Origin of the sequence: Tepidimonas sediminis (genome assembly GCF_007556605.1) — a bacterium.
GTDB lineage: Bacteria > Pseudomonadota > Gammaproteobacteria > Burkholderiales > Burkholderiaceae_C > Tepidimonas > Tepidimonas sediminis.
Genome location: NZ_VJND01000007.1, coordinates 1 through 17,177 on the forward strand (window position 1 = coordinate 1; position 17,177 = coordinate 17,177).

Here is a 17,177-nt window from a genome sequence, read left to right on the forward strand (position 1 = left end):
TGCCCAGGGCAGAGTCGTTCATGTCGATCACCATGTGAAAAATGATCGACCCAGATCGCCCCTTCAGGCTCACACCTCGTTGGAATCACAACGCCTCGTTCAGGCTCATACCTCGTTGGACAAGACTGGGCTTGTGGCTGGCGGCGTCGCTGCCTATAATGCGCCAAAAATCGAACGATCGTTCGTTTTTGCGTGGCGGGCAACCGCCCGTACAATGCCAGCCGAATTGACGTTAACGTAAACGTCAATCCGGGCATGGTGGCCCCAACGACCTTCAGGAGCAACAGGCATGAAGATTCTCGTCCCGGTCAAGCGGGTGGTGGACTACAACGTCAAGGTGCGGGTCAAGGCCGACGGCAGCGGCGTCGACATCGCCAACGTCAAGATGAGCATGAACCCGTTCGACGAGATCGCGGTGGAGGAGGCGGTGCGCCTGAAGGAGAAGGGGGTGGCCACCGAGGTGGTGGCCGTCTCGTGCGGCGTGGCGCAGTGCCAGGAGACGCTGCGCACGGCGATGGCCATCGGGGCCGACCGTGCCATCCTGGTGGAGACCGACGTGGAGCTGCAGCCGCTGGCGGTGGCCAAGCTGCTCAAGGCCCTGGTGGAGCGCGAGCAGCCGCAGCTCGTGATCCTGGGCAAGCAGGCGATCGACGACGACGCCAACCAGACCGGGCAGATGCTGGCGGCGCTGCTGGACTGGCCGCAGGCCACCTTTGCCTCCAAGGTGGAGGTCAAGGGCGAGGAGGTCGAGGTCACGCGCGAGATCGACGGCGGCCTGGAGACGCTGGCGCTGAAGCTGCCGGCCATCGTCACCACCGACCTGCGGCTCAACGAGCCGCGTTACGTGACGCTGCCCAACATCATGAAGGCGAAGAAGAAGCCGCTGGACACCGTCAAGCCGGCCGATCTCGGCGTGGACGTGACGCCGCGGCTGACGACGCTGAAGGTGGCCGAGCCGCCCAAGCGTCAGGCCGGCATCAAGGTGCCGGACGTGGCCACGCTGGTGGACAAGCTGCGCAACGAAGCCAAGGTCATCTGAACACCCCCGGGGAAAGGAAGCACGCCATGACCATCCTCGTGATTGCCGAACACGACCACGCCACCCTCAAGGGGGCCACCCTCCACGCCATCGGCGCGGCGCTGAAGCTGCAGGCTGCCGGCGCCGGCGACATCCACGTGCTGGTGGCCGGCCAGCAGGCCGGCGGGGCCGCGCAGGCCGCCGCGCAGGTGCCCGGCGTGGCCAAGGTGCTGCACGCCGACGGCGAGGCGCTGGCGCACGGCCTGGCGGAAAACCTGGCCGCGCAGGTGCTGGCGCTGGCCGGGGACTACGGCCATATCCTCTTTCCCGCCACGGCAGCCGGGCGCAACGTCGCGCCGCGCGTGGCGGCCAGGCTCGACGTCGCGCAGATCAGCGACATCACCGCGGTGATCGACGCCCACACCTTCGAGCGGCCGATCTACGCCGGCAACGCGATTGCCACCGTGCGCAGCGGTGACGCGCGCCACGTCATCACCGTGCGCACCACGGCTTTCGACGCCGCGCCGGCGCAGGGTGGGGCGGCTGCCATCGAGAGCGTGGCGGCGGTGGCCGACGCCGGCAAGAGCCGCTTCGTCGGGCGCGAGGTGGCCAAGAGCGACCGCCCCGAGCTGACCGCCGCGCGCATCATCGTCTCGGGCGGCCGGGCGCTGGGCAGCGCCGAGAAATTCAACGAGGTCATCACGCCGCTGGCGGACAAGCTGGGCGCCGCGATCGGCGCCAGCCGCGCCGCGGTGGACGCCGGCTACGCCCCCAACGACTGGCAGGTCGGCCAGACCGGCAAGATCGTCGCGCCGGAACTCTACGTGGCGGTGGGCATCAGCGGCGCGATCCAGCACCTGGCGGGCATGAAGGATTCCAAGGTGATCGTGGCGATCAACAAGGATCCGGAGGCGCCCATCTTCAGCGTCGCCGACTACGGGCTGGAGGCCGACCTGTTCCAGGCCGTGCCGGAACTGACCCGGGCGCTCTGACGCCGCATCCGTCTGCATCGGGGCATCCGGCGGATGCCCTCTTTTTTGCCGCAAGGAGACATCGATGACCTTCAAGGCGCCCGTCAAGGACATGCTGTTTGCGCTGCAGCACCTGGCACGGCTGGACGAGATCAACCGCATCCCCGGCTTCGAGGACGCCAACCTCGAGACCGCGCAGGCGGTGCTGGAGGAGTGCGCACGCCTCAACGAGGAGGTGATCGCGCCGCTGAACTGGGAAGGCGACAAGAATCCTTCGTGGTGGCGCGACGGGCAGGTGTTCACCACGCCCGGCTTCAAGGAGGCGTTCCGCCAGTACGCCGAGGGCGGCTGGCAGGGGCTGCAGCATCCGGCCGAGTTCGGCGGCCAGGGGCTGCCGAAGGCCATCGGCGCCATGTGCACCGAGATCCTCAACGCCGCCAACCTGAGCTTCGCCCTGTGTCCGCTGCTGACCGACGGCGCCATCGAGGCGCTGCTGACCGCCGGCAGCGAGGAACAGAAGGCCACCTACATCCCGCCGATGATCGAAGGGCGCTGGACCGGTACCATGAACCTGACCGAGCCGCAGGCCGGCAGCGACCTGTCGCTGGTGCGCGCGCGCGCCGAGCCGCAGCCCGATGGCACCTACCGGATCTTCGGCACCAAGATCTTCATCACCTACGGCGAGCACGACATGGCCGACAACATCGTGCACCTGGTGCTGGCCCGCGTCACCGGCGCGCCGCAGGGCGTCAAGGGCATCAGCCTGTTCATCGTGCCGAAGTTCCTCGTCAACCCGGACGGCAGTCTGGGCGCGCGCAACGACGTGCACTGCGTCAGCATCGAGCACAAGCTCGGCATCAAGGCCAGCCCCACCTGCGTGCTGCAGTACGGTGACCACGGCGGCGCCGTCGGTTACCTGGTCGGTGAGGAGAACCGCGGCCTCGAGTACATGTTCATCATGATGAACGCGGCGCGCTACGCGGTGGGTCTGCAGGGCATCGCGCTGTCGGAGCGCGCCTACCAGAAGGCGGTGCAGTACGCGCGCGAACGCATCCAGAGCCGCCCGGTGGACGGCAGCGTGGCCGGCGCGGCGCCGATCATCCACCACCCGGACGTACGCCGCATGCTGATGACGATGCGCGCGCTCACCGAAGGCTGCCGAGCGATGGCCGCGGTGGCGGCTGCCGCCTACGACGCCGCCCACCACCACCCGGACGAGGCCACGCGGCGCCAGAACCAGGCCTTCTACGAGTTCATGGTGCCGCTGGTCAAGGGCTACAGCACGGAGATCAGCCACGAGGTCACCAGCCTGGGCGTGCAGGTGCACGGCGGCATGGGCTTCATCGAGGAGACCGGCGCTGCGCAGCACTACCGGGACGCCAAGATCCTGACCATCTACGAGGGCACCACGGCGATCCAGGCCAACGACCTGGTCGGGCGCAAGACGGCGCGCGACGGCGGCGCGGTGGCGCTGGCGGTGGCCGCGCAGGTGGCCGCCACCGAGCAGGCGCTGGCCTCGAGCGGCAGCGAGGCGGCGCAGGCGGTGCGCGTGCGGCTGCAGGCCGCCCGCGCCGCGTACGAGGAGGTGGTGCGCTTCATCGCCGCGCAGGCCAAGGCCGATCCGGTGGCGGCCTACGCCGGCAGCGTGCCGTACCTGATGCTGGCCGGCAACCTGATGGCGGGCTGGCAGATGGCGCGTGCGCTGCTGGCCGCCGAGCAGGAGCTGGCCGCCGGTCGCGACGAAGCGTTCATGCGCGCCAAGATCGCCACCGCGCGTTTCTACGCCGAGCACATCCTGCCGCGCGCGCTGGCGCAGCGCGACGCCATCGTGCACGGGGCCGGCTCGCTCAAGGCCATGGCGCTGGAGGCGTTCTGATGGCCCGCATCCCCTCCGTCCTGCAACGGCTGGCGCTGCCGGTGATCGGTTCGCCGCTGTTCATCATCAGCAACCCCAGGCTCGTCATCGAGCAGTGCAAGGCCGGCATCGTCGGCTCGATGCCGGCGCTCAACGCCCGCCCGGCTTCGCAGCTGGACGAGTGGCTGGCCGAGATCACCGAGACGCTGGCGGCCTACGACGCCGCGCACCCCGACCGGCCCGCCGCGCCGTTTGCGATCAACCAGATCGTGCACAAGAGCAACGACCGGCTCGAGCACGACATGGCGTTGTGCGAAAAGTACAAGGTGCCCATCGTCATCACGAGCCTGGGCGCGCGCGAGGATGTCAACCAGGCCGTCCACCGCTGGGGCGGCGTGGTGCTGCATGACGTCATCAACGACACGTTCGCGCACAAGGCCATCGACAAGGGCGCCGACGGCCTGATCGCGGTGGCCGCGGGTGCCGGCGGGCACGCCGGCACCAAGAGCCCGTTTGCGCTGATCCAGGAGATCCGGCGCTGGTTCGACGGGCCGCTGGCGCTGTCGGGCTCCATCGCCACCGGGGGCGCGATCCTGGCGGCGCAGGCGATGGGGGCGGACTTCGCCTACATCGGCTCGCTGTTCATCGCCACCGACGAGGCACGCGCCAGCGACGCCTACAAGCAGTGCATCGTCGAGTGCACGTCCGACGACATCGTCTACACCAACCTGTTCACCGGCGTGCACGGCAACTACCTCAAGCCCTCGATCCGCGCCGCCGGGCTCGATCCGGATCACCTGCCCGAAAGCGACCCGAGCAAGATGAACTTCGCCTCCACCGGCGCCAAGGCGTGGAAGGACATCTGGGGCTGCGGGCAGGGCATCGCGGTGGTGGATGCCGTACGGCCGGCGGCGCAGGTGATCGAGCGCTTGAAGCGCGAATACGCCGAGGCACGTGCCCGCCTGTGCGGTGCCGCGGCGTAAGCAGCGGCGCGGCGTCCTCAGGACGGGGCGGCCTCGCCCGTCCCGGAAGGCACGGACGGCGCGGGCGGGGCGCTGCCGGGCAGCCCCCAGGCGGCCTCGACGACGGCCAGCGTGCGCGGCAGCACGTCGGCCGCGTCGGCCGGCAGCACGTGGCGCGCCGGCATCGAGCGCAACCACGTCAGCTGCCGCTTGGCCAGCTGACGCGTCGCGGCGGCGGCGCGCTCGTGCAGCTGCGCGTGCTCGTCGGGGGTGAGGGCGTGGCGGCCGGCCGCGCCGGCCTCGTCCAGTGCCTCCCACGCTTGCCGGTAACCGACGCAGCGCAGCGCCGGCAGGTGCAGCCCCAGGTCGCCGCGCGCGCGCAGACGGCGCACCTCCTCCAGCAGCCCGTCGCGCCACATCGCCTGCAGGCGGGCGTCGATGCGCGGGCGCAGCCAGCCGCGATCCTGCGGCTCCAGGCTCAGCAGTCGGCCGCGCAAGCCGCCGATGGTCGGCGTCGCTGCCGTCCGGGGCGCAGGTGAGGTGCCGGGCTGCCCGCCCTCGCCGGGTTGGTCGGGGTCGGCTGGCGTCGCGCCGGGGGAGTGGCGCCAGCGCCGCTGCAGCGCCGACAGGGGCTGACCGGTGGCGCGCCAGACCTCCAGCGCGCGGCCGATGCGTTGCGCGTCGTGCGGCGCCAGCCGTGCCGCGGTGACGGGATCGACGCGTGCCAGCTCGGCATGCAGTGCCGGCCAGCCACGCGCGCGCGCCTCGGCCTCGATGGCCGCGCGCAGCGCCGGTTGCGCCGGCGGCAGCTCGTCCAGGCCGTCGAACAGCGCCTTGAAGTACAGCATCGTGCCGCCGACCAGCAGCGGCCAGCGCCCGCGCGCCCGGATCGCCGGCAGCAGCGCGCGGACGTCGCGCACGAACTCGGCCGCGCTGTACGGCTCGCGCGGGTCGCGGATGTCGATCAGGTGGTGCGGCACGCGCGCGCGTTCGGCGGCGCCGGGCTTGGCGGTGCCGATGTCCATGCCGCGGTAGACCAGCGCCGAGTCGACGCTGATGATCTCCACCGGCCAGCGCTCGGCGATGGCCAGCGCCAGCGCGGTCTTGCCGCCGGCGGTGGGGCCTGCGAGCGCCAGCCAGTCGCATGCCGGGGGGCTGCGATCGGGCTGCATGGGGCGCGATTATCGCGTCGGCACCGGGGCGGGGCGGACTTCGCCGTGGCGCTGCACCAGCGTCCAGGCCACCAGGGCGATCAGCACGCCCCAGAACCACAGGCCGTTGGTCAGCGGGTAGACGCCGGTGTCGGCCCCGGTGGACATGCGCTGGCCGAGCCAGGTGCCCATCGCGAAGGCGGTGACCATCATGATGAAGCCGGCCAGCGCCGAGGCCGCCCCGGCGGCCTGCGGAAACGGTGCCACCGCGCCGCTCTGGCCGCACGGCTGGTGCACGCCGTGCGCGAGGATGAACAGGTAAAACGGCCCCATGATGGCCCAGGTGGTGTGCAGGCCGGCCAGCGCCAGCGCGCCGGCCAGCGTGCCGCCGGTCAGCGTGAAGGCCGCCGCCAGCGCCACCGTGCGCCGCACGCCCAGCCGCGGGATCAGGCGCCGGCACAGGAACGTGCCGGCGATGTACACCGTCGACATCGACAGCATCAGCAGGCCGTAGCCGGTCTTGCTGTGCCCCAGCACGGTGATGAAGACGAACGAGGAGGTGGCCAGGAACGTGAACAGGCCGCCGTAGGAGGTGGCCGCCAGCAGCGCCCAGGCCCAGAACGTCGGGTGACGCGCGATGCGGCCCCAGATGCGCAGCATCTCGGCCGGCCGCAGCGCCTGCGGGTTGCGTTGCGGCAGCGTCTCGCGAAAGCGCAGCGTCACCAGCGCCAGCGCCACCGCGCCAAAGACCGCCAGCGCCGCCAGCGCGGCGCGCCAGCCGGCGTGTTCGGTCAGCCAGCCGCCCAGCGGGCCGCTGAGGCAGGCGAACAGGCCAAGGCCGCTCAAGCCCCTGGACATCATGCGCGCCCCCTCGGCCGGCTGATAGAGGTCGCGCACGATGGCGCGTGCCCCCATCACTGCCGCGCCCATCGCCGCGCCCTGCACGATGCGCCAGACGATCAGCTGCTCGATGCTGCCGGCCAGCGCGCTGCCCACGGAGGCGAGCGTGTAGGCCGTGAGACCGGCCAGCAGCACCGGCCGGCGCCCGAAGCGATCCGATACCGGTCCCCAGACCAGCTGGGCGATGCCGAAGGCCAGCAGCAGCGCCGACAGCGTGGCCTGCACCTTGGCCATCGGCGCGTCGAACGCCGCGGTGATCGACGGCAGGGCCGGCAGGTACAGGTCGGTGGCCAGCGGCTGCACGCCCAGCAGCAGCGACAGGAACACGACGACCCAGCCGGACGGCATCGACGCGGAAGCGGAGGTGGACGACATGGTTATGGATGGTAACAAGAGCGGTGCGCCAGCGCCGTCACCCACGCGCCGTCCTTTCAGCGCCCGCGCAGGAACAGCGCGTCCAGCTCCTTGAGCGTCAGCTGGCGCCACGTCGGGCGCCCGTGGTTGCACTGGTCGCTGCGCTCGGTGGCCTCCATCTGGCGCAGCAGCGCGTTCATCTCCTGCAGCGTCAGGCGCCGATGGGCGCGTACGGCGCCATGGCAGGCCATCGTGGCCAGCAGCGCGTGCTGGGCACGGCGCAACACCTGGACGCCACCGTGCTGGTGCAGCTCGGCCAGCACCGCGCGCGTCAGCGCCACCGGATCGGCCTGCGCCAGCAGCACCGGCACGCTGCGCACCGCCAGCGTCTGCGCCGACAGCGCCGTGACCTCCAGCCCCAGATGCCGCAGCACCGCGGTGCATGCCTCGGCGGTGGCCAGCTCCAGCGGCGTGGCGGCAAACGTCGCCGGCAGCAGCAGCGGCTGGCTCGGCAGCGGCGCGTCGTCATCGCGCGCCAGCTGCGCCTTGAGCCGTTCGTAGACGATGCGCTCGTGCGCGGCGTGCATGTCCACCAGCACCAGGCCGCGGGCGTTTTCCGCCAGGATGTAGACGCCGTGCAGCTGCGCCAGCGCGCGACCGAGCGGCCAGTCGCCGCTGCCCGCCTCGTCGGCGGCCTCGGCCTCGTCCGGCACGGGCCCGGCCTCGGCCGGCCTCGGCGCGGACGTGGCGGCACCGGCAGGCTCATGCAGCCAGCCGGGCCAGCGCGGCAGCGGTTCCCGCGCCGCCAGCGCCAGCGCCGGCGCGGCGGCGTAGCGGGTCGTGTCCCAGGGGCGCGGGGGGGCGGGTGCGGTTGGCGGCGCCGCGGGAGCCGGGGCGGGCGGTGCGGGCTCACCGGCCCGCGGTCGCGCCAGCGCCTGCTCCAGCGCGTGCTGCACCACCTGGTGCACCGCGCCGGCGTCACGGAAGCGCACCTCGATCTTGGTCGGATGCACGTTGACGTCGACCGCGCGCGGGTCGATCTGCAGCCACAGCACGTAGGCCGGCTGCAGCTGGCCATGCAGCACGTCGTCATAGGCACTGCGCACGGCGTGCGCGATGACCTTGTCGCGCACGTAGCGGCCGTTGACGTAGGCGAACTGGCGGTCGGCGCGGCCGCGTGCAGCCTGCGGCTGCACGATCAGGCCGCGCAGGCGCAGCGGTCCGGCCTCGGCCTGCACCGGCAGCGTCGCCTCGACGAACTCGTCGCCGAGCGCGTCGGCCACGCGCCGTGACCAGGCCAGCTCCGGCACCAGCGCCGTGGTGGCCGGCCAGTGGTGCAGCAGGCGCCCCTCGTGCCAGATCGCGAAGGCCACCTCCGGGCGTGCCAGCGCGTGGCGCCGCACCGCCTCGATGCAGTGGGCCAGCTCGGTGGCCTCGCTCTTGAGAAACTTGCGCCGCGCCGGCGTGCGGAAGAACAGCTCGCGCACCTCCACGGTGGTGCCCACCGGACGCGCGGCCGGGCGCAGCTCGCCGCTGGCGGCCTCCAGGGTCCAGGCACAGCCGTCGGTGGCCTCGGCGCTGCGCGAGGTCAGCGTCACTTCCGCCACCGAGGCGATGGCCGCCAGCGCCTCGCCGCGAAAGCCCATCGTCGCCACCGCCTCCAGCTCGTCGAGGTCGCGGATCTTGCTGGTGGCGTGACGCTGCAGCGCCAGCGGCAGCTCCTCGCGCGGGATGCCGACGCCGTCGTCCTCGACCGCCACCAGCCGGATGCCGCCGCCGGCGAGCCGTACCGTGACGTGGCGCGCGCCGGCGTCGAGCGCGTTGTCCACCAGCTCGCGCACCACCGAAGCCGGCCGCTCGACGACCTCCCCGGCGGCGATCTGGCTGATCAGATCGTCGGGCAGCGGCCGGATCGGCCGCCGCGCGCTGGCGACGGGCTGTGCGGAGGCGGTGGGGGGGAGGGCGCTCACCGTCCGATTCTAGGCCGACGCCCGCGCGCCTGCGTCACAGGCGCCGGGCCCGGGCGGCCGGCGGGTGGCGCTCGAAGTGCGCCCGGATGCCGGCGGCCAGCTCGCGCGCCAGCTGGCGCTGGAAGGCCGGGTCGCGCAACCGCCGCTCCTCCTCCGGGTTGCTGATGAAGGCGGTCTCGACCAGCACGCTCGGGATGTCGGGGGCGCGCAGCACCGCAAAGCCCGCCTGCTCGACGCGCGGCTTGTGCAGCGGACCGACGCGCGCCAGCCGTTGCAGCAGGGTGTCGCCCAGGCGCAGGCTGGCGTTGATCTGCGCGGTCATGCTCATGTCCAGCAGCGCGCGCTGCACGTGCACGTCGCGTACCTGCACCGGCAGGCCGCCGATGGCGTCGGCACCGTTTTCGCGGTTGGCCAGCCAGCGCGCCGCCGCGCTGGAGGCGCCGCGCTCGCTGAGCGCGTAGACGCTGGCGCCGCGCGGCCGCGGCGAGAAGAAGGCGTCGGCATGGAGGCTGACGAACAGGTCGGCCTGCACCTGTCGCGCCTTCTGTACGCGGGTGTGCAGCGACACGAAGTAGTCGTCGTCGCGCGTCATGAAGACGCGCACCGTGTGGCCGCCCACGCGCGTGCCATCCAGCTCGTCGCGCAGCAGTCGCGCGATGGCCAGCACGATGTCCTTTTCCCGTGTGCCGCCCGGCCCGATCGCGCCCGGGTCCTCGCCCCCGTGCCCGGGGTCGAGCGCCACGATGATCAGGCGTTCCACCGCGGGCCGCGCCGGTGCGGTGGGGGCGGCCGCTTGCGCCGGCGCGCGGGCCGCTGCGGGCGGGGCGGGGGCCGCGCCGGACGCCGGACCCGCCTGCTCGCGCCGCGCCAGCCATTCGCCCAGCGGGTCGGCCGTCGCAGGGGCGGGCGGCTCGGCCATGGCGGAGGAGGCCGGCGGCTCGACGCCGCTGTGGCGCGCGATCAGGGCCTCCAGCGGATCGAGCGGCTGCAGCGGCACCAGGTCCAGCACCAGCCGGTGCCGGTAGGCCGCCACCGGCTCCAGCTGGAACACTTCGGGGCGCACCGGCGCCTTCAGGTCCAGCACCAGCCGCACCGTGTCGGGATCGAACAGACCCACGCGCACGCGCGCCACGTAGGGGTCGTCCGGCGTGATGCGTTGCACCAGCGCCTGCAGGGCAGGCAGCAGGTCGGCGCCGCGGATGTCCACCGCCAGCCGCGGCGGATCGGCCACGTACAGCGGCGTGGCCTGCAGCGCGCCGTCGGATTCGATCGTCACGCGCGTGTAGTCGCGCGCCGGCCAGACGCGCACGCCGATGATGCGCGCCGCCCAAGCCGGCGCCGGCCACCCCGGCGCCAGCGCGCCGAGCCAGCCCGCCAGCGCCCGCAGTGCCGCACGGCGGCCGTCAAGGCACTCGCAAGCGTGTGCAGGGGCGATGCTCATACGGGGTCGTCGCGCAGGGCGTCCAGCACGGCCCGACCCTTGGCGCTGCCGGCGGCCAGCTCGACGTCACGCAGGCCGTCGTCGGTCGTCGGGATCAGCCGCACCGCCAGGTCCGCCATGTCCAGCGCCGCGCCGGCGCGTTCGGGCCACTCGACCAGTCGGAGTCCGCGGCCGGCCAGCAGTTCCTGCAGACCGGCCTCGGCCCACTCGCGCGGATCCTGCAGGCGGTAGAGGTCGGCGTGCCAGGCCGGCAGCACGCCGTTGTCCAGCACCAGCTCGTACGGCTCCGCCAGCGCATAGGTCGGGCTCTTGATGCGCCCCTGCACGCCCAGCGCGCGCAGCAGGTGGCGCACGAAGGTGGTCTTGCCCGCGCCGAGGTCGCCGTGCAGGGTGATGAGCAGGTCGGCCCGGGCGGCGTCGGCGCGCAGCCACTGCGCCAGCCGCCGCAGCCGCGCCGCCAGCGCCGCCTCCTCCTGCGCGGGCCAGCGCAAGGTCGTCGTCGGGTGACAGGGGTTGGACGTCATCGCTTCCCTACAATGTGGCCGCATGGAACCGCCACCGCCCGGCTCGCTGGAGGCGGCCGCCGCCCACGCGTTGCTGCGGCGGCTGCGCGGCTGGGCGCAGGAGCTCGGATTTTCCCAGATCGGCGTGGCCGGCATCGACCTGCAGGACGCCGAGGCCGGGCTGCTTGCGTGGCTGCGCGAAGGTTGCCATGGCACGATGGACTACATGGCGCGCCATGGCTGCAAGCGCGCGCGCCCGGCCGAGCTGGTGCCCGGCACCGTCAGCATCATCACCGCGCGCATGGACTACCTGCCGGCGGCGGCCGCACCCGACTGGCGCGCGCGGGAATGGGGGCGGCTGCATGATCCGCAGGCGGCCGTGGTCTCGCTCTACGCCCGCGGGCGCGACTACCACAAGGTGCTGCGGCAGCGGCTGCAGAAGCTGGCCGAGCGCCTGCGGGCCGCGTGGGTCGAGCTGCAGCCGCACGCGCCGCCACCGGCGTGCCGCGTGTTCACCGATTCGGCCCCGGTGCTGGAAGTGGAGCTGGCCGCACGCAGCGGGCTGGGCTGGCGCGGCAAGCACACGCTCCTGCTGAGCCGCCAGGCCGGCTCGACGTTCTTTCTCGGTGAGATCTTCATCGACCGGTGGCTGCCGCGCACGCCGTCGGAGTCTTCCCGCTGCGGTCGCTGCCGCGCGTGCCTAGACGCGTGCCCGACGCAGGCCATCGTGGCGCCGTACCGGCTGGATGCGCGGCGCTGCATCTCGTACCTGACGATCGAGCATGCCGGCCCGATCCCGCCGGCGCTGCGCCCGCTGATCGGCAACCGCATCTACGGCTGCGACGACTGCCAGCTGGCGTGCCCGTGGAACAAGTTCGCCCGGCGCAGCGCGCTGCCGGACTTCGAGCCGCGCCACGCGCTGGACGCGGCCACGCTGCTGGAGCTGTGGCGCTGGGACACGGCGGCGTTCGAGCGGCGCACCGAGGGCAGCGCGATCCGGCGCATCGGCCACGAGCGCTGGCGCCGCAACCTGGCCGTGGCACTGGGCAACGCCCGCAGGGCTCTGATGGCGAGCGGCGACCAGGCCACCGCGCAGGCCGTCGCGCACGCGCTGGTCGCGGCGCTGCAGACCGGCGCCGACACGCCGCTGGTACGGGAGCACGTGGCCTGGGCGCTCGGCTAACATGGCGTCCATGGAATCCCGTCCCCTGCCTGCGGAGGCGGCACTGCGCGGCTGGGCCCTTTGGCGGGCGCTGCTGCGCCTGACGGGCCGGCTGCTGGCGCTGGCCTTGCAGCCGGCCAGCTACCGCGGTGCGGCCTGGCCGCGCGTGGCGCAGCACCTGGTGCAGGCGGCGTTGCCGGCGCTGTGGTGGTACGCCGTGCTGTCGGCGCTGTTCGGCCAGGTGCTGATCCGCATCGTGGTCGTCACCGCGCTCGGCTACGGCCTGACGCAGTACGCCGTGGAGACGGTGGTGCGCGTGCTGGTGCTGGAGCTGCTGCCGCTGGCCGCCGCGCTGTTCGTGCTGCTGCGCGTGATGCTGGCGCGCGGCGCGGAGCTGCGCCGCCTGCGTCTGGAAGGCCGGCTGGCGCCGCCCGACGACCCCGAACCGTGGCGCCGGCACGTGCTGCCGCGTGCGCTCGGCGGGGCGTTCGCCACCGTGCTGCTGACGCTGACCAGCTGCGTCATCGCCTCGGTGCTCACCTACCTCAACCTGTACGGCTTCTCCCCCTGGGCGCTGCCGATGTACACGCGCGCGGTCGGCCAGATCTTCGACCCGTCGGTGACGCTGATCTTCACGCTCAAGACGCTGGGCTTCGCGCTGGCGGTGGGGGTGGTGCCGCTGGCGGCGATGTTCGATGCGCGTGCCCAAGGCGACGTGCGGGCGCTGGTACGCACCGCGGCGGTGCTGCTGGCCGTGGAGCTGCTGGCGCTGCTGGGCAACTATTATTGAACCCACCATGGGCAACCGGGTTGACGAGATGGCCGCCGCTGATGAGGTGTCCCCGCCGCGCGGCATCGAGCGGCGTGCGCGGGCGCTGCTGGCGCTGCTGGCGCTGCTGCTGGTGGCGGCGGCCCTGTACCTGATGCATGCGCGCGGCGTCTTCGAGCCGACGCAGCGCCTGATCCTCGTCACCGACGATGCCGAGGGCGTCACCGTCGGCATGGACCTGACGTTCTCGGGTTTTGCCATCGGCCGCGTGCGCCGCATCGGCCTGGCCGACGACGGCAGCGTGCGCATCGAGGTGGACGTGCCGCGCCGCGACGCGCGCTGGCTGCGCGAGGTCAGCGTCTTCACGCTGGAGCGCGGCCTGGTCGGCGGCACCAAGCTGCGCGCCTTCACCGGCGTGATGGACAGCCCGCCGCTGCCCGACGGCGCGGTGCGGCCCGTGCTGCGCGGCGACGCGCTGGCCGATCTGCCGCGCGTGGTCAACACCGCGCGCGAGCTGGTCGAGCAGCTCAAGGCGATGACCGCGCCGGAGGCACCCGTCAACGCCAGCCTGCGCGAGCTGCGCGAGCTGCTGGCGCGTGCCAACGGGCCCGGTGGCGCGCTGCAGGCCGTGCTGGGTGAGACCGACCGCCGGCGCGTCACCGTGCTTCTGGAGGACAGCCGGCGCGTGCTGGCCGGCGTGCAAGGCGTGCTGCAGCGCGTCGAGGCGGTGGTGCAGCGCGCCGACGAGCGGCTGCTCGCCCCCGAGGGAGTGGCAGGCGACGCCCAGGCCGCCCTGCGCGAGGCACGCGCGCTGCTCGAGGACCTGCGCGGCTCGCTCAGGCGCGTCGACGGCGTGCTCGACGAGGCGCACGGCGTGGCGCGCAACGTGCGCGCCGCCACCGTCGATCTGGACGCGTTGCGCGCCGAAGTGGAGGTGACGCTCAGGCGCGTCGACGCGCTGATGCTGGACGTGCAGCGACGCTGGCCGTTTGCGCGCGACGTGGAGGTTCATCTGCCATGACGAGCCGCCGCCGGCTCACGGCCATCGTGGCGGCCACGCTGCTGGCCGGCTGTGCCGTGCGTCCGCCGGTGCCGGACTGGCGGCTGGACCTGCGCCAGGCGGTCGAACAGGGCGTCGCGGCCGAGCTGCAGGCGCGCGATCGGGGCGCCGCGCTGCATTGGGCGCGGGCAGAGCAAGCCGCCCGCAGCGCCGCGGACGCCCAGGCGCTGGCGCGCGTGGCACTGCTGCGTTGCGCGCTGCGGCTGGCCGCCGCACAGCCAGGCGCCTGCCGCGCGGCCGAGCCCTTCCTGCCCGACGCCAGCGCTGCGGAGCGCGCTTACGCCGCCTGGCTGGCCGGCGCGCTGCCGCCACCGGCCGCCGAAGGCGCGGGGGGGGCCATGCCGGTCACGCTGCCGGCATCGACGCTGGCCCTGCGTGCACTCGGGCCGACGCCTGACCCCGCGACGGCGCTGGTGGCGCTGCGCGGTCTGGACGACCCGGTGAGCCGGCTCGTGGCCGGCGGCTGGCTGTGGCAGGCGGGCCGGCTCGACAGCGAAGGGGTGGCGCTGCTGGTGGACACCGCTGCGGCGCAGGGGTGGCGCAGGCCGCTGGCGGCGTGGCTGGCGGTGCAGCAGCGCCTGGCCGAGCAGACCGGCGATGTCGCCACCGCCCAGCGCGCCCGCCGGCGCCTCGCCTGGCTGCTGCAGTCCGGCTCGGACGCCGCCCCGGCGCCCTGAGGGGCAGGCGGCCGCGGCGCCATTGCGGCACAATCGGGCCGCGACCGGCCGTCTAGTCGACGGGGCCGGGCCGGTCGTTGCCATTTCGTCTGCGCCGGAGCCCCGCCTGCATCGTCTCTGGATGTCGTTTCTCGAATGAAAAGCCGCTTTCCTTCCGTTTCCCGACCCTCCCATCCGCGCCGGCACGGCGCCCATGCCGGCCACCACGCCCCCGGCGTGGCGCTGGTCGACGAACGTTTCCTGCTGTGGCTGGCCGCGCAGACCGGCAGCGAGCCGGTGCGTACCCTGCAGCGCGCCGCGCTGCCGGGCGTGATGGCGCAATTGATGCGGGCAGCCGGCAGCGACGGCACGCTGCTGCGCACGGTCCTGTTCACCGATCAGGGCGCTGCCGAACTGCACGACGACGTCGTGGTGCGCCCGGTGCCGGCGCACACCGCCGATGGCGGCCTCAGCCTGGTGCGCGCGCTCGGTGGCGAGATGGTGCAGCTGGCGCAACACCTGCCGGGCTGCCTGCTGCTGGTGGCCAGCGACGACGAGCGGCTGATCCCCTACCTGGACGAGGCGCAGTGGCGTGGCGCACGCGTGGCCCTGCTGGCCGACGAGGGGGTGCACGACTTTGCGCGCCTGGCGCAGGACGATCCGAGCTGGGCGCGCCTGCTGCAACAGGCCGACCGCCGCGTGACGCTGACCGCCGCGGCATGGGAGGCGCTGACCCGGGCCGACGCAGGCGAGCGCGACGAACGTGGCGCGCGCGAGCAGCCCGCCGAGCCCGACGCGCACTGGCGCGCCGAAGTCGCGCGCATCATCGGCGACTGGTGGGCGGCCGAGCCGCAGGACGAGCGGCTGGATCTGGCCGCCGCGATGCGCCAGCAGCAGGGGGTGCCACCGGAGGCCGACCGGCGCATCCTGATGCAGGTGCGCCGCGAGCTGGGCCGCAACCTCAGCTTTCCCGAAAAACGCCTGATGCGCGAGATGGTGCGCGCCACCGTGCTGGGCGAGCCGCTGGAGCCGGCTGCCGCGGCAGCCGATCCCGCGCCGGCCGTGTCCACCTGATGCCGTGGAACGCCCGGGCGTGCGCGACCTTCCGCCCGAGCCGACGCACCTGGGGCGGGAGCTGGCCGGCTGGTTCTGCACCGCGCCGGGGCGCTACCTGCTGGGGTGGGAGGCGCGGCGCTTCGCTGACGCGGTGGCCGACGCGTTCGGCTACCACGCCCTGCAGCTGGGCCTGCCGGAGCTGGATACGCTGGCGGCCAACCGCATGCCGCACCGCTGGCTGGCTGCGCCGGAGGAACTGGCGCCGGATCTGGACACCGTCGGTGCACCGCGGCGCGCGGTCGATCTGGTCACGCACGCCGCGGCGCTGCCGTTTCCTTCCACCAGCCTCGATCTGGTCACGCTGCCGCACACGCTGGAGCTCAGCGCCGATCCGCACGCGGTGCTGCGTGAAGTCGAGCGGGTGCTGGTGCCCAACGGGCGCGTGGTCATCAGCGGCCTCAACCCGCTGAGCCTGTGGGGCCTGCGCCAGGGCCGCGCCCATCTGGCGGCGCGGCTCGGGTTGGCCGGCACGCGCTGGGCACGGCTGTACCTGCCGGAGGCTGGCGCCTTCATCGGTCCGTGGCGGCTGCAGGACTGGCTGCGGCTGCTCAGCCTGGAGGTCGAGCGGCTCGTCTACGGTTGCTACCGCCCCGCCGTGCGCAGCGAGCGCTGGCTGCAGCGCTGGGCCTGGATGGATCGCTGCGGCCCGTGGGCCTGGGCGCCGTTGGGCGCCGTGTATTTCATCGTCGCCGTCAAGCGCGTGCGCGGCATGCACCTGCTGGGGCCGGCGTGGCGGCCGCTGCGCGCCGCCCGTGCCCCGGCGGTGGTGGCGCGCCGCGACGGCGACCCCTCCGCACCATGACCGACGTCACCATCTACACCGACGGGGCCTGCAAGGGCAACCCGGGGCCGGGCGGCTGGGGCGCGCTGCTGCGCGCCGGCCGCGCCGAAAAGGAACTCTGGGGCGGCGAGCCGCTGACCACCAACAACCGCATGGAGCTGACCGCGGTGATCGAGGCGCTGGCGGCGCTGAAGCGCCCGTGCCGCGTGCACCTGTACCTGGACAGCGAGTACGTGCGCAAGGGCATCACCGAATGGTTGCCGGCCTGGAAGGCGCGTGGCTGGAAGACCGCCGGGCGCAAGCCGGTGAAGAACGAGGACCTGTGGCGCCGGCTCGACGAGCTGGTGCACGCGCGCGGTCACGAGATCCACTGGCACTGGGTGCGCGGCCACAGCGGCGATGCCGGCAACGAGCGCGCCGACGCGCTGGCCAACCGCGGCGTGCCAGTGCGTTGACGGGCCCGTCACCCCGGTTTACACGCCAGCAAAGGGCTTGCGCTACAGTGCCC

Annotated in this window: 16 protein-coding genes; 11 read left to right on the plus strand and 5 right to left on the minus strand. The window is 73.3% G+C overall.

What is annotated here, in order from left to right; genetic code table 11:
• Nucleotides 1-289: 289 nt before the first annotated feature.
• From Tsedi_RS06670 to Tsedi_RS06685, 4 genes are all read left to right on the plus strand, one after another.
• Nucleotides 290-1,039 (plus strand): electron transfer flavoprotein subunit beta/FixA family protein, encoded by a 750-nt coding sequence (locus tag Tsedi_RS06670; protein ID WP_143894909.1) that lies wholly within the window; start codon nucleotides 290-292, stop codon nucleotides 1,037-1,039.
• A gap of 26 nt (nucleotides 1,040-1,065) precedes the next feature.
• On the plus strand, nucleotides 1,066-2,010 hold the full coding sequence (locus tag Tsedi_RS06675) for an electron transfer flavoprotein subunit alpha/FixB family protein (RefSeq protein ID WP_143894911.1): 945 nt from the start codon (nucleotides 1,066-1,068) through the stop codon (nucleotides 2,008-2,010).
• A gap of 64 nt (nucleotides 2,011-2,074) precedes the next feature.
• On the plus strand, nucleotides 2,075-3,865 hold the full coding sequence (locus Tsedi_RS06680; protein WP_143894913.1) for an acyl-CoA dehydrogenase: 1,791 nt from the start codon (nucleotides 2,075-2,077) through the stop codon (nucleotides 3,863-3,865).
• Nucleotides 3,865-4,827: an NAD(P)H-dependent flavin oxidoreductase gene (locus Tsedi_RS06685; protein WP_143894915.1), complete on the plus strand. Its 963-nt coding sequence runs from the start codon at nucleotides 3,865-3,867 to the stop codon at nucleotides 4,825-4,827. The genes Tsedi_RS06680 and Tsedi_RS06685 overlap by 1 nt, the downstream gene beginning before the upstream one ends.
• 17 nt (nucleotides 4,828-4,844) lie before the next feature.
• Here Tsedi_RS06685 and miaA read toward each other — a convergent pair whose 3' ends face one another.
• From miaA to tsaE, 5 genes are read right to left on the minus strand one after another with little or no spacing between them, the layout of a single operon-like run.
• Complete coding sequence (gene miaA, locus Tsedi_RS06690) at nucleotides 4,845-5,978, minus strand: tRNA (adenosine(37)-N6)-dimethylallyltransferase MiaA (RefSeq protein WP_143894916.1); 1,134 nt, start codon at nucleotides 5,976-5,978, stop codon at nucleotides 4,845-4,847.
• 9 nt (nucleotides 5,979-5,987) lie between these two features.
• On the minus strand, nucleotides 5,988-7,232 hold the full coding sequence (locus tag Tsedi_RS06695; protein WP_143894918.1) for a multidrug effflux MFS transporter: 1,245 nt from the start codon (nucleotides 7,230-7,232) through the stop codon (nucleotides 5,988-5,990).
• A 56-nt stretch (nucleotides 7,233-7,288) separates the two neighbouring features.
• Nucleotides 7,289-9,181 (minus strand): DNA mismatch repair endonuclease MutL, encoded by a 1,893-nt coding sequence (gene mutL, locus Tsedi_RS06700; RefSeq protein WP_143894920.1) that lies wholly within the window; start codon nucleotides 9,179-9,181, stop codon nucleotides 7,289-7,291.
• Between the two features lie 34 nt (nucleotides 9,182-9,215).
• On the minus strand, nucleotides 9,216-10,622 hold the full coding sequence (locus tag Tsedi_RS06705; protein ID WP_143894922.1) for an N-acetylmuramoyl-L-alanine amidase: 1,407 nt from the start codon (nucleotides 10,620-10,622) through the stop codon (nucleotides 9,216-9,218).
• Nucleotides 10,619-11,146: a tRNA (adenosine(37)-N6)-threonylcarbamoyltransferase complex ATPase subunit type 1 TsaE gene (gene tsaE / locus Tsedi_RS06710; protein WP_143894924.1), complete on the minus strand. Its 528-nt coding sequence runs from the start codon at nucleotides 11,144-11,146 to the stop codon at nucleotides 10,619-10,621. The genes Tsedi_RS06705 and tsaE overlap by 4 nt, the downstream gene beginning before the upstream one ends.
• 22 nt (nucleotides 11,147-11,168) lie before the next feature.
• Between tsaE and queG the strand changes: the two genes are divergently transcribed.
• The 7 genes from queG to rnhA all read left to right on the plus strand — a co-directional run bounded on the left by queG (nucleotide 11,169) and on the right by rnhA (nucleotide 17,124).
• The gene (queG, locus tag Tsedi_RS06715) at nucleotides 11,169-12,308 is read left to right on the plus strand and encodes a tRNA epoxyqueuosine(34) reductase QueG (RefSeq protein WP_143894927.1); all 1,140 of its coding nucleotides are present in this window, start codon (nucleotides 11,169-11,171) and stop codon (nucleotides 12,306-12,308) included.
• 10 nt (nucleotides 12,309-12,318) lie between these two features.
• Nucleotides 12,319-13,077 (plus strand): ABC transporter permease, encoded by a 759-nt coding sequence (locus Tsedi_RS06720; RefSeq protein WP_143894929.1) that lies wholly within the window; start codon nucleotides 12,319-12,321, stop codon nucleotides 13,075-13,077.
• A gap of 7 nt (nucleotides 13,078-13,084) precedes the next feature.
• Nucleotides 13,085-14,077: an MlaD family protein gene (locus Tsedi_RS06725; protein WP_246099201.1), complete on the plus strand. Its 993-nt coding sequence runs from the start codon at nucleotides 13,085-13,087 to the stop codon at nucleotides 14,075-14,077.
• Nucleotides 14,074-14,793, plus strand: a complete 720-nt coding sequence (locus tag Tsedi_RS06730; protein WP_143894931.1) for a hypothetical protein — start codon at nucleotides 14,074-14,076, stop codon at nucleotides 14,791-14,793. The genes Tsedi_RS06725 and Tsedi_RS06730 overlap by 4 nt, the downstream gene beginning before the upstream one ends.
• Before the next feature lie 135 nt (nucleotides 14,794-14,928).
• On the plus strand, nucleotides 14,929-15,846 hold the full coding sequence (locus Tsedi_RS06735; RefSeq protein ID WP_143894933.1) for a hypothetical protein: 918 nt from the start codon (nucleotides 14,929-14,931) through the stop codon (nucleotides 15,844-15,846).
• A 61-nt stretch (nucleotides 15,847-15,907) separates the two neighbouring features.
• A complete protein-coding gene (locus tag Tsedi_RS06740; RefSeq protein WP_143895110.1) occupies nucleotides 15,908-16,690 on the plus strand; it encodes a class I SAM-dependent methyltransferase in 783 nt (260 codons plus the stop codon).
• Nucleotides 16,687-17,124 carry a ribonuclease HI gene (gene rnhA / locus Tsedi_RS06745; protein WP_143894935.1) on the plus strand — a complete coding sequence of 146 codons (438 nt, stop codon included), beginning with the start codon at nucleotides 16,687-16,689 and terminating at the stop codon, nucleotides 17,122-17,124. The genes Tsedi_RS06740 and rnhA overlap by 4 nt, the downstream gene beginning before the upstream one ends.
• The last annotated feature ends 53 nt before the right edge of the window (nucleotides 17,125-17,177 follow it).